Genomic DNA, 12,559 nt, shown 5'->3' with positions numbered 1-12,559 from the left:
TCAGCTGTGACGGCCCCGACGGCGCCGGGCGACCACCGTGAACAGCACGCCGAAGCCCAGGGCGACGGCGCCCAGCACGGCCGGCAGCAGGCCGGGCCCACCGGTGTGGGGCAGCTCGCCGCTCCCCTGACCCGGGGAAGGCCGCTGCGGATCCTGCGACGGGGCGCCGGGCTCACCCGTACTCGGGGGCTCGGTCGACGACGGGCCGTTCGACGGGCCGTCGGTCGGGGTGCCCGACGGGGTGCCCGACGGACTGCCGGTCGGGCCGCCCGACGGCGAGGGCGAACTCGTCGGCGAGCCCGTCGAAGTCGGCGAACCCGTCGCGGAGGGCGAACCCGTCGCGGACGGCGAGTTCGTCGGGGTGGGCGTCGGCGACGAGGTCGGAGACGGGGACGAGGTCGGCGTCGGCGAACCCGTCGAAGTCGGAGTCGGAGTCGGCGTGGGCGTGGGCGCCAGTACCAGCCCCAGGTCCAGGCTCAGGTCCCGCGCCCCGCCCGAGAGCCGCACCGTCTGGGTGGTCCCGGTGGCCGGGTCGGCGTCCGAGTCCCGCGCCGGGTCCTTCCCCGCGTGCCGCACGGTGACCTTGGCGTCCGCCGGGACGGTCGTCAGGTCGAAGCGCACCGCGTACTCCCCGTCCGGCAGCTGGTCGAACAGGTAGTTCCCGTCCGCGTCCGTGACCGTGGTGACCGGCTTGCCCAGCTTGTCGCGGACCGGCTGTCCGGTCCCGTCCAGCAGTTCCACCCGGACGCCCGGGACTCCGCTCTCGCCGGCGTCCTGGAGGCCGTTGCCGTCGCGGTCGGCCCAGACGTGGTCGCCGAGCGCGTTGTTCGGCGGCGCGGGTGCCTGGACGCCGACGCCGACCTTGGCGGGCTCGGCCGGCAGCAGCGGACTGCCGGTGGAGTCGGTGGCGGTGTAGGCGAAGCTGTTCCACGCGAAGTCGGCGTTGCCGGCGTCCACCGAGGCGACCATCGGCCAGGTCAGGGTGAACAGTCCGCCCGACGGCAGGGTGCCAGGACGGCTGACCTTGAACCAGGTGGCGTTGCCGGGGCCGGGGAAGTCGGTGCTCCACCGGGCGCCGGCGTCGCACGGCCCGGGCACGGTGATCGCGCCGGTCAGGCAGGGCTTCGGCGAGGTGGCGTACTCGATCACCACGGTCGGATCGCTGGAGGTCAGCGGCCGGGTGAGCGAGGGTGTCCAGGCGGAGCCGCGCGGGACGTCCGGGCGCAGCAGGTAGGAGTCCCCCGGGGTGGGCAGCTTGTCGTACGCGACGAAGTCGGTGACCGGGTCGGGCGAGTCGTTGCGCACGGTCAGCCGGTAGGAGAGGCCGCCGCCGGGCGTGGTGGTGCCGGTGGTGGCGTAGTCGTTGTCCAGGTCGCCCCTGACCTCCTTGAAGGAGCGCAGCACGGCCGGGACCTGCACCTCGACCTTGGAGGAGGCGTGGCACATGGTCTCGGTGGTGTTGCCGTCGCCGTTGAGGTCGCGGGTGTCCGGCACGCCGCTGTCGGTGCCGAAGTAGGAGCAGGTGACCGGCTCCCTGGCGCCCTCGGTGGTGACGTACACGTCGTTGGTGAGGGTGCCGGGCCTGGCGCTGCCGGCCACCTGGACGTCGATCAGGGTGCGGTGGGCCCGGTGGTCGTCGAGGTAGGTCATGTCGGGCGCGCCGGCCGGCCAGGTCAGCTTGAGCAGCTGGCGGCCGTCCGGCCCGGGCAGCACCTGGACGGACTGCGGGGCGACGGACTCCGGGTAGCCGGGGTCGCGGCGGGCGCTGCCGTCCTGGTAGACGAGGCCGGCCGGCAGCAGGTCGTACATCACCAGCGGGGTGCCCAGGGTGCGGCCGGTGCGGTTGTACGGGGTGATCTGGAAGGTCGCGATGCCGCCGGGGGCGAGCACCTCCCCGGAGATGGTGGTCTTGGCGGCGCCCAGGTTGGTGGCCGCGGAGACGTCGGCGTCGGCGCAGGCGCTCGCCGAGGAGGTCGCGCCGGCGGCGTCGGTGCCGGTCACGTCCACGCAGTTGTGCAGCGGGCCGGGCGCGGTGCGGCCGTCGTGGCCGGGGGTGACCACCTGGGCGAGCACCTGGACGGCGTTGCCGGGGCTCCAGCCGGTGGGGACGGGGCCGTTCCACTCGAAGCGCAGCCCGTCCAGCCGGCGCCCGGCGGGGATGCCGAGCTCGTCGTTCGCGGGGTTGCCGGCGCCTGCGGCGAAGGTGATCCGGCGGCTGCCCGAACCGTCGAAGGGCTTGCCGGGGGTGAAGGTCCGCCAGGTCGGGTCGCCGTCCAGCCGGTACTGGAGGGTGAGGCCGATGCTGGTGGGGTTCCAGGCCTCCAGCTGGATGGACTGCGGGATCAGCCAGTTGTAGAGGTTCGCGGTGGTGCCGCTGCCCGGGTCGGTCATCACCAGGCGGGTGGCGGGGCCGGCGATGTTGCCGGGGTGGAGGCTGAAGGAGGCGATGTCGCCGGAGACGACCTCGTCCTGCCAGATCTTGGAGGCGGTGACCTGGAGGCCGGTGGTCGGCGGCTGGAAGGTCGGGGAGTCCGCGGTCGCCTTCGAGAGGTCGCGCATGCCCTCGGAGCCCAGAGGATCGCCTTGCAGGACCACCGAGTTGGTGGAGGTGGTGCCGCTGGGGAACGTCGGGTCGGGGTAGTTGACGACCAGGACGCCGGGATTGCGGCAGCCCGCCTGGCCGTTGCCGGCCCGGAAGTCGCCGATGTCGAACACCCAGCGGTCGGGGTCGGCCGGGTCCCGGGTCCAGCCCGGCGAGCGGCCGGTGTCGACGACGGCGCCGGGCGGCAGGGTGTCGACCAGGCGGGCGGCGTCCAGGTCGACGTTGGGGACGCCGCTGGTGGAGCAGGCGCTGAACTGGTAGGTGACCGACCGGCCGTCCTGACTGCTGGTCTGGACGCCCTTGGTGACCTTGTAGTCGGGCTGGACGACGGCGCCGGTGGTGGCGGAGCCGGACTGCTCGGGCTCGCCGTCGGCGGTCAGGGTGGCCGAGTTGACGGCCTTGGTGCCGTTGGGGGTGGTGAAGTTGGGGAACCTGAGGACGACCTTGACGGTCGCGGTGGTCCCCGGGGTGAGGGTGAGGAGCCTGATGTCGAGGGTGCCGCCCATGGTGCCCGCCGCCGGGACGGTCGAGCCGGCGACGTCGACGGTGCTCGCGTCCGGGGTCCAGCCGACGAACTCCATCCCGGCGGGGAGGGTGTCGGTGATCCGGCCGTCGGCGCAGTCGGTGACCGAGCAGGTGTAGCGCAGGGTGTAGGTGATGTTCTCGCCGGGTGCCGCCGTCGGCTTGTCCACCGTCTTGGTGAAGCTGACGGCGGCTTCGGCGGTCGGGGCGGTGAGGGTGCCGGTGAGCAGCGTGCCCGCAAAGAGGCCCATGGCCATGGCCGTACGGCCTGCCCTGGACGAGGGTGAGGGTATTGATCGGAGCGTCCGCATGCTGGAATCTCACCCTCTGTTAATTCGAATGGAGGTACGGCGCGAGAGCGAGGGAGTACTTTTCACCCGATCGGAGCAGCCAACGGGCAAACCGGACGGAACAACGCCACCCGGCGATTACGAAAAGTGATCAGATTGTCGGGGGCGTACCGGCCGGCGCCGTGGAGGAGCGCAGCACCAACGAGGTGGCCAGCGGCGCGACCGGCGCCACCCGCTCGCCGCGCAGCAGGCCCGCCAGCGCGGCGGCGCCCGCCCGGCCCAGCTCCTCACCGGGCAGGTCGACGGTGGTCAGTGGCGGGGCGAGCAGCGCGGCCACCGCGACGTTGTCCATGCCGACCACCGACAGGTCCTCGGGCACCCGCAACCCCAGCTCGGCGGCGGCCTGGTAGACCCCGGAGGCGACCACGTCGTCGTCGCAGATCACCGCGCGCGGCCGGTCCGCCCGCTCCAGCAGCCGGCCCGCGACGGTCCGCGCGGCCCGGTGGCCGTCGTTCAGACTCACGCCCAACTCCACGACGTCCAGGTCGAGTTCGCGCACAGCCTGCTCGAAGGCGGCCTGCCGGACCCGGAAGGTGTACGCGGAGTGGCTGGAGCGCAGCCGACCGATCCTGCGGTGGCCGAGCGCGGCCAGGTGCTCGACCGCGGCGCGCATCCCACCGGCCACGTCGAGCTCGACGGTCGGGCGCGCCCGGTCGGTGCCGGGGTCGGCGTCCAGGAAGACGGCGGGGGTGTCGGCGGGCAGCTCGCCGAGCTGGCTGTCGTCCGGGGAGCAGATCAGCAGGCCGTCGAAGCGGCCGGCGGTGGCGGCCTCGGCGAGGGTGGCCCGGCCCCAGCCGGAACTGACCACGACGGCCAGGCCGTTGCGGCCGGCCTCCTCGTGGACGCCCTCCAGCACCCGGCCGAAGAACGGGCCCTGGAGGTTCGGCACGGCCAGCAGGATCATCCCGCTGCGGCCGAGCCGCAGCTGCCGGCCGGCCGCCTGCGGGCGGTAGCCGAGGCTGCGGGCGGCCTCCCGGACCCGCTCCCGGGTGGCCTCGGAGACCCGTCGGCCGGCCTCGGCACCGGAGAAGACCAGGGAGACGGTCGCCTGGGAGACCCCGGCGAGCCGGGCCACGTCCCGTCCGGTGGGCCGGCGGACGGGGGCCGGCCAGGTGCCGAGCGCCCCCTCGGCGGGCGGCCCCTCGACGGGCGCCGCCTCAGCGGGCGTCCGCTCGGACGACGGCTCGGGCGGCTCGGACGGCTCGGAGTCTCTGGTGGCGGGCACGGCGACTGCGCTCGTGGGGCGGGACGGAGCCGGGGTCAGCTCTGGCCGGCGGTGGCCGCGCGGGCGGCGTCGTCGGCGGCGTCCTCCTCGGCGTTCTGCGCGGCGATCCGCTCGGCGGTACGGCTGCGCCTCCCGGAGACCTTGCCGCTGATCTGCGCGGACATCTCGTCGCGCTGCTTGCTCAGCAGCGCGTAGCTGAGCGGCGCGGAGGCGATCGCGGCCAGCAGGAACAGGAAGATCATGCCGGCCTCACCGCTGACCGGGATGATCTGGAAGTGCCCGAGCAGCAGGGCCACCAGCAGGCAGCCGAGGAAGATGCTGACCCGCAGGGAGGTGTAGCGGAGCGTGGCGTGCGACTTCTCCGGGCCGTTGCTGGTCACTCGACACATCCTTCTTCTTGCGCTGGGGCGGGTCCTCCAGTCAAGCATGCCTGACGGCCGGCGCGGGGCACGGGGCACCGATCCGGCCCGCCCGGCCGCCCCGGCTCCGTCCCGGTCCGTCCCGGGCGGGTGTCAGCGCAGGTCGAGCCACATGGTGATGTCGTCCCGGTCGTCCCCGGGGGCGACCCGGATCGCGGCCGGCACCCGGCCGACCTCCCGGTAGCCGGCGCGGGCGTAGAAGTGCTCCAGCCCCAGGCCGCCGCGCGCGGTGAGCCGCAGCGACTCCAGGCCCCACTCCCGGGCCACCCGCTCGGCCTCGGCGAGCAGCCCGGCCCCGTGGCCGTGGCCCTGGAAGTCCGGGTGCACCATGACGCGCTTGAGCATCCGCCAGTGGTCCATCAGGCCGAAGCGCATCGACTCGAAGAACAGCAGGCCGACCAGCCGGCCCGTCCCGCTCTCGTGCGCGACCAGCAGCCGGTCCGGGCCGTCCGGCTCGACCCCGGCGAACTGGCGGTCGGCGGTGTCCCAGACCTCGTCCTCGGTGACCGGAGCCACGAAACCGACCGCCCCGCCCGCGTTGGTGACGTCGGCCCACAGTCGGACGATGTCCGTGCGCAGGTCGGGGTCGAGCTTCGGGTCCAGGGTGAAGATGAGCGCCATGAGGCGGAGCCTAGACCTCCGGTACGACCGTCCTACCGGGAGGTCCGGCACCGCCCCCGCCCACCGGGCCCCGCCGTCACGAGAGCGCCGGCACCGCCCCGCCGTCACCGGCCCGCCGGCACCGCCCGACCGTCACGAGAGCGCCGGCACCGCCCCGCCGTCCCGCCCGGTGCCGCGCAGCGCCAGGCAGAGCCCGACCGCGACCGTGCACAGCGCGCCGGCGCCGTACCAGGTGAGGTCGTAGTTGCCGAGCGCGTCCCGGGCCAGGCCGGCCAGCCCGGCGACGACGGCCGCGCCGATCTGGTGGGCGGCGAGCACCCAGCCGAAGACGATCGGGGCGTCCTCTCCGAAGTGCCGGCGGCACAGCGCGACGGTCGGCGGCACGGTGGCCACCCAGTCCAGGCCGTAGAAGATCACGAAGGCGAGGATCGGCGGCTGCAGCGAGCCGGCCAGCAGCTGCGGCAGCAGGAGCAGGGACAGGCCGCGCAGCCCGTAGTAGACGGTCAGCAGCAGCCGGGAGTCGACCCGGTCGGTGAGCCAGCCGCTGAAGACGGTGCCGAGCACGTCGAACACGCCGATCAGGGCGAGCAGGCTCGCGGCGGTGGTGACGGGCATGCCGTGGTCGTGCGCGGCCGGGATGAAGTGGGTGCCGACCAGGCCGGCGGTGGTGGCGCCGCAGATCGCGAAGGAGCCGGCCAGCAGCCAGAACGCCCGGCTCCGGGCGGCGTCCCGCAGCACCCGCAGCGAGCGGGTGAGGGCCCGGCCGTCGGCGACCGGCGCGGGCGGGGCTTCGGTGGCGCCGTACGGGAGCAGGCCGAGGTCGGCGGGCCGCTCGCGCATCAGCAGCAGGACCGGGACGGCGACGGCGCTGGCGGCGAGCGAGACCACGACCACGGCCGAGCGCCAGCCGTGCTGCTCGACCAGCCAGGCGCCGACCGGCAGGAAGACCAGGTTCCCCGCCGCGCCGGCGGCGGTCAGCACCCCGGTGACGAGGCCCTGGCGGGCCCGGAACCAGCGGCCGGTGATGGTGGTGGCGAAGGCGCCGGCCATCGAGCCGCTGCCGAGGCCGACCAGCACGCCCCAGCAGAGCACCAGTTGCCAGGGCTGACGCATCAGCATGGTCAGCCCGGCACCGACGGAGATGGTCAGCAGCGCGCAGACCACCACCAGGCGCACCCCGAAGCGGTCCATCAGGGCGGCGGCGAAGGGGGCGGTGAGGCCGTAGAGCGTCAGGTTGACGGAGGTGGCGCTGGAGATCGTCCCGAGCGACCAGCCGAACTCGTTGTGCAGGGCGTCCATCATCAGGCTCGGCGTGGAGCGGAAGCCGGCCGAGCCGAGCAGCACGAGCAGGGAGACGGCGGCCACCACCCAGGCGTAGTGCACCCGGGGGCGTCGGGCCGGGGCGGGCGGTTCGGCGTGGGGGACGGTGGGGGCGGGGGCGCTGCGTTCGGTCACGCGGACGAGTGTTCCGGGCGGTCCGGAGCCGGACGAGTGGCCTGAATGACAGCTTTCGCAAGAATCGGGCCAAGGGTCGCGCTAGCCTGGCCCGGACCCACCGACACCCGAGGGGACGGCATGGCACACCTGGTCGCGGTACTCGCGCTGGAGGGCGTGATCGCCTTCGAACTCGGCATCCCCGCCCGCATCTTCGGCGGCGCCAGGGACGCGGCCGGTCGGCCGCTGTACGAGGTGGCCACCTGCACCCTGGACGGCCGGCCGGTCACCACCAGCGCCGACTTCCGGGTGCTGGTCGACCACGGGCCCGAACTGCTGGAGCGGGCCGACACGGTGCTGATCCCGGCGTCCGCCGACTCCGCCCCGGACGTCGCCGACGCCTGCTTCACCCCGGCCCTGGCCGGCGCGCTGGCCAGGATCCGGCCCGGCACCCGGCTGATGTCGATCTGCACCGGGTCCTTCGTCCTGGCCGCCGCCGGCCTGCTGGACGGCCGCCCGGCCACCACCCACTGGCGCTACACCGAGCACTTCGCCCGGTTGTTCCCCCGGGTGCGGCTGGACCCCGACGTGCTCTACACGGACGACGGCGACGTCCTCACCTCCGGCGGGGTGGCCGCCGGGGTGGACCTCTGCCTGCACGTGGTGCGCCGCGACCACGGCAGCGCGGTCGCCAACGCGGTGGCCCGCAACTGCCTGGTGCCGCCGTGGCGCGAGGGCGGCCAGAAGCAGTACGTGGAGGCCCCGAGCCCGGTGGACGCCGACGACAGCGGCACCGCCGCGGTGCGCGCCTGGGCCCTGGAGCACCTGGACGAGCCGCTGGCGCTGCGCCGGCTCGCCGACCGGGCCGGGATGAGCGTACGGACCTTCACCCGGCGCTTCCGCGAGGAGACCGGCGCCAGCCCCGGCCAGTGGATCACCACCCAACGCACCGAGCGGGCCCGGCAGTTGCTGGAACGGACCGATCTGACGATCGACCAGGTCGCCCGGGAGTCCGGATTCGGCACCGCCGCCTCGCTGCGGCTGCAGCTGCGCGGGCGGCTCGACGTCGCGCCGAGCGCCTACCGGCGCACCTTCCGCGCCGTCCCGGACGGACACGCCCACTCCGGAAGCACCCGCCCCGAAGGCCCTGCCCGGCAGGCTTCCTGAGTGCGGCCGGGGACCCGGGCCGCCGGTGGCCGGATCTCATCGTTCCCCGACGGCGCCTTGGATGGCGGCAGGCCGCGCGTGCCTCCGGCACAGCACGGCAGGCCGCCATCCAAAAACGGCGCGCGGACCCTGAACCAGCGCCACACCCTCCGCACTCGCCGAGGAGCGGCCCATGACCGGCCGTCCGCGGTCCCCCCTGCTGGCACGAATCCCCTGGACAGCAGCACCGCGGCGGTGGACGGACTCCCCTCGGCGTCCCCTCGCGACGGAGCGCCGCACCCAAGCGTGATCAGTCGGATACGTCACGTCAATGGCTAGTCCGAAATTCGGAATGGTTGCGTCACCTTTCGGCCGGTGATCAGCACCGGGGTTCGGCACCGTCCGACGGCCGCCGCGACAGCCGCTATTGCGCCAAAGCCGCCCAGTCCACGTCGGCCAGCGGATCGGCCGGGCGGGCGTCGCTGCCGATCTCGCACCAGACCCGCTTGCCCGAGCCCTCCGGATCCCAGCCCCAGCGCTCACAGAGCAGCTCGACCAGTTCCAGGCCGCGGCCGTTGGTCGCGTCCTGGTCGGCGCCCGCGTGCCGCGGGGTGGGGGCGGCCTGGCTCGCGTCGGCGACCTCCACCCGCAGCGGCGCGGCCGGCCCGCCCTCCTCGCTCCCGTCCGCCACCGGAAGACAGAGTCTCAGCACGGCCGGACAGCCGGTGTGCACCACGGCGTTGGTCACCAGCTCCGAGACCACCAGCACCACCGTCTCGGCCATCGGCGCGTCCGGGTCCACCCCGTGGTTCAGCAGCCTCGAGCGCACCCACCGGCGGGCCCGGCCGACCTCGGCGGGGTCAGCCTGGACCGCCAGCTGTACCTGAAGAACCTGCACCGCTCCACCACCCGCACTCGCAGTTCGGCCTTAGTTCCGATCGGGCCGGATCGGCCGGCGGGCCCTCGCACGTCGCCCGGTACCACCCGAGCCGCGCCCGGGCGCCCGCCCGATCCGTCCGCCCGCGCCCACTCGTCCGCGCCGCCTCGTCGGTCGGGTACCGGCCGCGACACGAATACGCCTCAGGATGGGCGGGGGGACCGACAGCAGCAAGCGCTTCGGGCATATTCCGGCGATCGGGCGACAGGGCAGTGCATACTGTCCCGCTCACTCTCGCGAGCCTCGCACCGGTGATCGTCCGGGCCGGGCCGACCTGCCGGTCCCGCGGTCGGGAACCTACCGCCGCGCGCCGCGCGAGCCCCGCCCGCCCCTCGCGGACCACCCGTGCGACATGTGTCCGACGGCCGTCGGACAGCGGCACCCCGAACGGCCCCCGGACGGCCTCGGGACGGCCTCGGGACGCACTCCCGGACACTCCCCGAGCCGGGAGCCGGAAGGCGTGCGGCACCTCCCTACCGGAGGGCCCACCCATGAGGAGGGCGAAACGCTCGGAACGGTTCCGATCTTGCCGGAATCGCTCCCGGCGCCACCCGGCCGCAAGATACCGTTGGGTACGCCAGCGAACCCGGTCAGGAGGGTGGTTTCCCGATGGCCACCCCGGAGCGGAACCCGCGCTGGGACGAGCAGTTGCAGCGCCGCCTCGCCCGCGGCGAGGAGACGGCGCTCGGCGAACTCTACGACCAGCTCGCACCGATGGTGCACGGCCTGGCCGGGCGGATACTGGCCGACCAGGCCGCCGCCACCCAGCTCACCCGGGAGATCTTCGCCCACGTCTGGGAGCACCCCGAGGACTACGACCCCGCCCTCGGCACCCTGCGCTCCTGGCTCGGCGCGCTGACCCACCACCGCGCGGTCGAACGGCTGCGGGCACGGCGGGCCGCCGAGCGGGCACCGGGCGCGGAGGCCGAGATACGCGCCGTGGCCACCGCCGCACGGGTCCAGTACGTGGTCGACTCCCTGCCCCAACCCCTGCGTGAGACCATCGCGGTGACGTACTACGACGGCCGCACCTACCGCGAGACGGCCCGGCTGCTCGGCATCAGCGAGCAGGCCGCCAAGCAGCGGATGCGGCTCGGTCTGGAGCTGCTGGCCACCGAACTGGCCGACGAGCGCGCCCGCCAGGCCGCGGCCGGGGACGGGAACGGGGAGACGTGAGCAGCACAGAGGAGCGACACGACGCCCTGCGCTCGCTGCTCGGCGCGTGGGCCCTCGGCGCCTGCCCGGCCCGCGAGGCCGCCGAGTTGGAGCAGCACCTGGGCGACTGCCGGGAGTGCGCCGAGGAGGCGGCCCGGCTGCGCGAGGCGGCCGGCTGGCTCTCCCTGGACGAGCCGCTGGACCAGCCGGGCCCGCTGCGCCAGCAGGTGCTCGACTGGTGCCTGGCCCGCCGGCCGGCCGAACTGCCCGTCCCGGCCTGGGGCATGCCGTACACCGCGGAGACCGCCAAGCTCGACGCGCTGCTGCGCGACCTCGGCCCGGAGGAGTGGCAGGAGGTGGCCGAACTGCCGTGGCACGGCGGCACCGAGCGGCTGCGCCCGGCCGAGGTGCTGGGCCACCTGACCGCGGTGGACGGCTTCCTGGCGCTGGCGCTCGGCCTGCCCGACCCGGTGCCGGCCCTCCCCGGCCTGGCCGCCGCGCCGGCCGGACGGCGGGTACCGCCGCAGGAGCCGGCCGCCGGGCCGGCCGTACCGCGCGTCCCGCCGCAGGGCGGCCCGTACGACACCATCACCGCGCGCTCCGCCCGGCTGATCGCCGACCAGGGCGGCCTGGCGCCGCAGTCGGTGCGCTCCCGCTGGCGGCGGCAGGCCCACGAGCTGGTGCGCAGCGCCGCGCTCGCGCCCCAGGGCAACACCCCGGTCGACTACGGCTTCGCGGTACTGCCGCTGCGGGACGCCTTCGTGGACCGCGCCTTCGAGTGCTTCGTGCACGGCGAGGACGTGGCCAGGGCGGTCGCCTACCCGTACGATCCGCCGGCCCCGCAGCACCTGCGGCAGATGGTGGAGCTGGTGGTCCGGCTGCTCCCCCGGGCGCTGGCCGGGCTGCGCGCGGCCCGGCCCGAGCACGCCGGGGCGCCCGGCCTGCCGGAGGGCGGGGTCCGCCCGGCCCGGCGGGTGCGGCTGATGGTCGACGGCCCGGCGGGCGGCGAGTGGCTGATCACCCTCGACGGCGACGAACGCGCCGGCGGGGCGGGCGGGGAGCCGGTGGCCTCGATGGTGCTGGACGGCCTGGAGCTGTGCCAGCTCGCCGCGGCGCACCGGGACCCGGACCGGCTGCCGGTCGGCGAGCACGGCGACCGGGCCGCGGTGCGCGAGGTGCTGCACGCGCTCCCGCTGCTCTCCCGGCCCTGACCCCGGTTACGCGAAGACGACCGTACGGGTCCCGTCCAGCAGCACCCGGTGCTCGCTGTGCCACTTCACCGCGCGGGCCAGCGCCTGGCACTCGACGTCCCGGCCGAGCGCGACCAGCTGGTCGGGGCTGACGTCGTGGGTGACCCGGGCGACCTCCTGCTCGATGATCGGGCCCTCGTCCAGGTCGGCGGTGACGTAGTGCGCGGTGGCGCCGATCAGCTTCACGCCGCGCGCGTGCGCCTGGTGGTACGGCTTGGCGCCCTTGAAGCTCGGCAGGAAGGAGTGGTGGATGTTGATCACGCGGCCGGACAGCTCGGTGCACAGCTGGTCGGAGAGCACCTGCATGTAGCGGGCCAGCACGACCAGCTCGACGTTCTCCGCCGCGACCAGGTCGAGCAGCTGCCGCTCGGCCTGGGCCTTGGTGTCCTTGGTGACCGGGATGTGGTGGAAGGGGATGCCGTAGCTCTCGGTCAGGTCCCGCAGGTCGGTGTGGTTGGAGACCACCGCGGCGATCTCCACCGGCAGGGCGCCGATCCGGGTGCGGTAGAGCAGGTCGTTCAGGCAGTGCCCGAACTTGCTGACCATGAGCACGATCCGCATCCGCTGCTCGGTCGGGTGGATCTGCCAGTCCATCCCGAAGGAGGCGCCGATCGCGGCGAAGCTGGCCCGCAGCTTCTCCACGGTGACCGGCTCGGGGGCGGAGAAGTGCACCCGCATGAAGAAGAGCCCGCTGTCGCCGTCCCCGAACTGCTGGCTGTCGATGATGTTGCAGCCGGTCATGAAGAGGTAGCTGGAGACAGCGTGGACGATGCCCTGCTTGTCGGGGCAGGACAGCGTGAGGACGTACTGGGCGCCGGCCGGCTGCTGTACCACTGGGGGTATCCCGTTCTGAGGTCGTGACGTGCGTGGATGGTCCAGCGTGTCACATCCCGGACAC

The 12,559-nt window shown here is 74.4% G+C and carries 10 protein-coding genes; 3 read left to right on the top strand and 7 right to left on the bottom strand.

Annotation, left to right across the window (positions count from 1 at the left end):
• From ACIQ87_RS15980 to ACIQ87_RS15960, 5 genes are all read right to left on the bottom strand, one after another.
• Positions 1–3,375 carry an SdrD B-like domain-containing protein gene (locus ACIQ87_RS15980; RefSeq protein ID WP_402406416.1) on the bottom strand — a complete coding sequence of 1,125 codons (3,375 nt, stop codon included), beginning with the start codon at positions 3,373–3,375 and terminating at the stop codon, positions 1–3.
• Positions 3,376–3,565: 190 nt separating this feature from the next.
• Complete coding sequence (locus ACIQ87_RS15975) at positions 3,566–4,699, bottom strand: LacI family DNA-binding transcriptional regulator (protein ID WP_402406414.1); 1,134 nt, start codon at positions 4,697–4,699, stop codon at positions 3,566–3,568.
• Positions 4,700–4,734: 35 nt separating this feature from the next.
• A complete protein-coding gene (locus ACIQ87_RS15970) occupies positions 4,735–5,079 on the bottom strand; it encodes a DUF4229 domain-containing protein (protein ID WP_402406411.1) in 345 nt (114 codons plus the stop codon).
• A gap of 132 nt (positions 5,080–5,211) precedes the next feature.
• On the bottom strand, positions 5,212–5,739 hold the full coding sequence (locus tag ACIQ87_RS15965; RefSeq protein WP_402406409.1) for a GNAT family N-acetyltransferase: 528 nt from the start codon (positions 5,737–5,739) through the stop codon (positions 5,212–5,214).
• A 132-nt stretch (positions 5,740–5,871) separates the two neighbouring features.
• A complete protein-coding gene (locus tag ACIQ87_RS15960; protein WP_402406406.1) occupies positions 5,872–7,194 on the bottom strand; it encodes an MFS transporter in 1,323 nt (440 codons plus the stop codon).
• Positions 7,195–7,314: 120 nt separating this feature from the next.
• Here ACIQ87_RS15960 and ACIQ87_RS15955 point away from each other — a divergent pair, with 120 nt between their 5' ends.
• Positions 7,315–8,340, top strand: a complete 1,026-nt coding sequence (locus tag ACIQ87_RS15955) for a GlxA family transcriptional regulator (protein WP_402406403.1) — start codon at positions 7,315–7,317, stop codon at positions 8,338–8,340.
• 403 nt (positions 8,341–8,743) lie between these two features.
• Here ACIQ87_RS15955 and ACIQ87_RS15950 read toward each other — a convergent pair whose 3' ends face one another.
• The gene (locus ACIQ87_RS15950; protein WP_402406400.1) at positions 8,744–9,217 is read right to left on the bottom strand and encodes an ATP-binding protein; all 474 of its coding nucleotides are present in this window, start codon (positions 9,215–9,217) and stop codon (positions 8,744–8,746) included.
• A 648-nt stretch (positions 9,218–9,865) separates the two neighbouring features.
• Here ACIQ87_RS15950 and ACIQ87_RS15945 point away from each other — a divergent pair.
• Both ACIQ87_RS15945 and ACIQ87_RS15940 read left to right on the top strand, forming a co-directional pair.
• Entirely contained in the window at positions 9,866–10,432 is a 567-nt protein-coding gene (locus tag ACIQ87_RS15945) for a sigma-70 family RNA polymerase sigma factor (RefSeq protein WP_402406398.1), read from the top strand.
• The gene (locus tag ACIQ87_RS15940) at positions 10,429–11,622 is read left to right on the top strand and encodes a zf-HC2 domain-containing protein (RefSeq protein ID WP_402406396.1); all 1,194 of its coding nucleotides are present in this window, start codon (positions 10,429–10,431) and stop codon (positions 11,620–11,622) included. Before ACIQ87_RS15945 ends, ACIQ87_RS15940 begins: the two co-directional genes overlap by 4 nt.
• A 6-nt stretch (positions 11,623–11,628) precedes the next feature.
• Here ACIQ87_RS15940 and purU read toward each other — a convergent pair whose 3' ends face one another.
• A complete protein-coding gene (gene purU, locus ACIQ87_RS15935) occupies positions 11,629–12,495 on the bottom strand; it encodes a formyltetrahydrofolate deformylase (RefSeq protein ID WP_402406394.1) in 867 nt (288 codons plus the stop codon).
• Positions 12,496–12,559 lie beyond the last annotated feature (64 nt).

It is taken from the genome of Kitasatospora sp. NPDC096204, assembly GCF_044763205.1.
Lineage (GTDB): Bacteria > Actinomycetota > Actinomycetes > Streptomycetales > Streptomycetaceae > Kitasatospora.
The sequence above is the reverse complement of the archived record's forward strand: the minus strand, read 5'-3'. Positions and strand labels throughout refer to the sequence as shown.

What these genes read in the sequence shown, in the direction of transcription:
- ACIQ87_RS15955 (WP_402406403.1), top strand. Translation starts at nt 7,315, where the DNA reads ATGGCACACCTGGTCGCGGTACTCGCGCTGGAGGGCGTGATCGCCTTC.
- ACIQ87_RS15980 (WP_402406416.1), bottom strand. Translation starts at nt 3,375, where the DNA reads ATGGGCCTCTTTGCGGGCACGCTGCTCACCGGCACCCTCACCGCCCCG.
- ACIQ87_RS15945 (WP_402406398.1), top strand. Translation starts at nt 9,866, where the DNA reads ATGGCCACCCCGGAGCGGAACCCGCGCTGGGACGAGCAGTTGCAGCGC.
- ACIQ87_RS15965 (WP_402406409.1), bottom strand. Translation starts at nt 5,739, where the DNA reads ATGGCGCTCATCTTCACCCTGGACCCGAAGCTCGACCCCGACCTGCGC.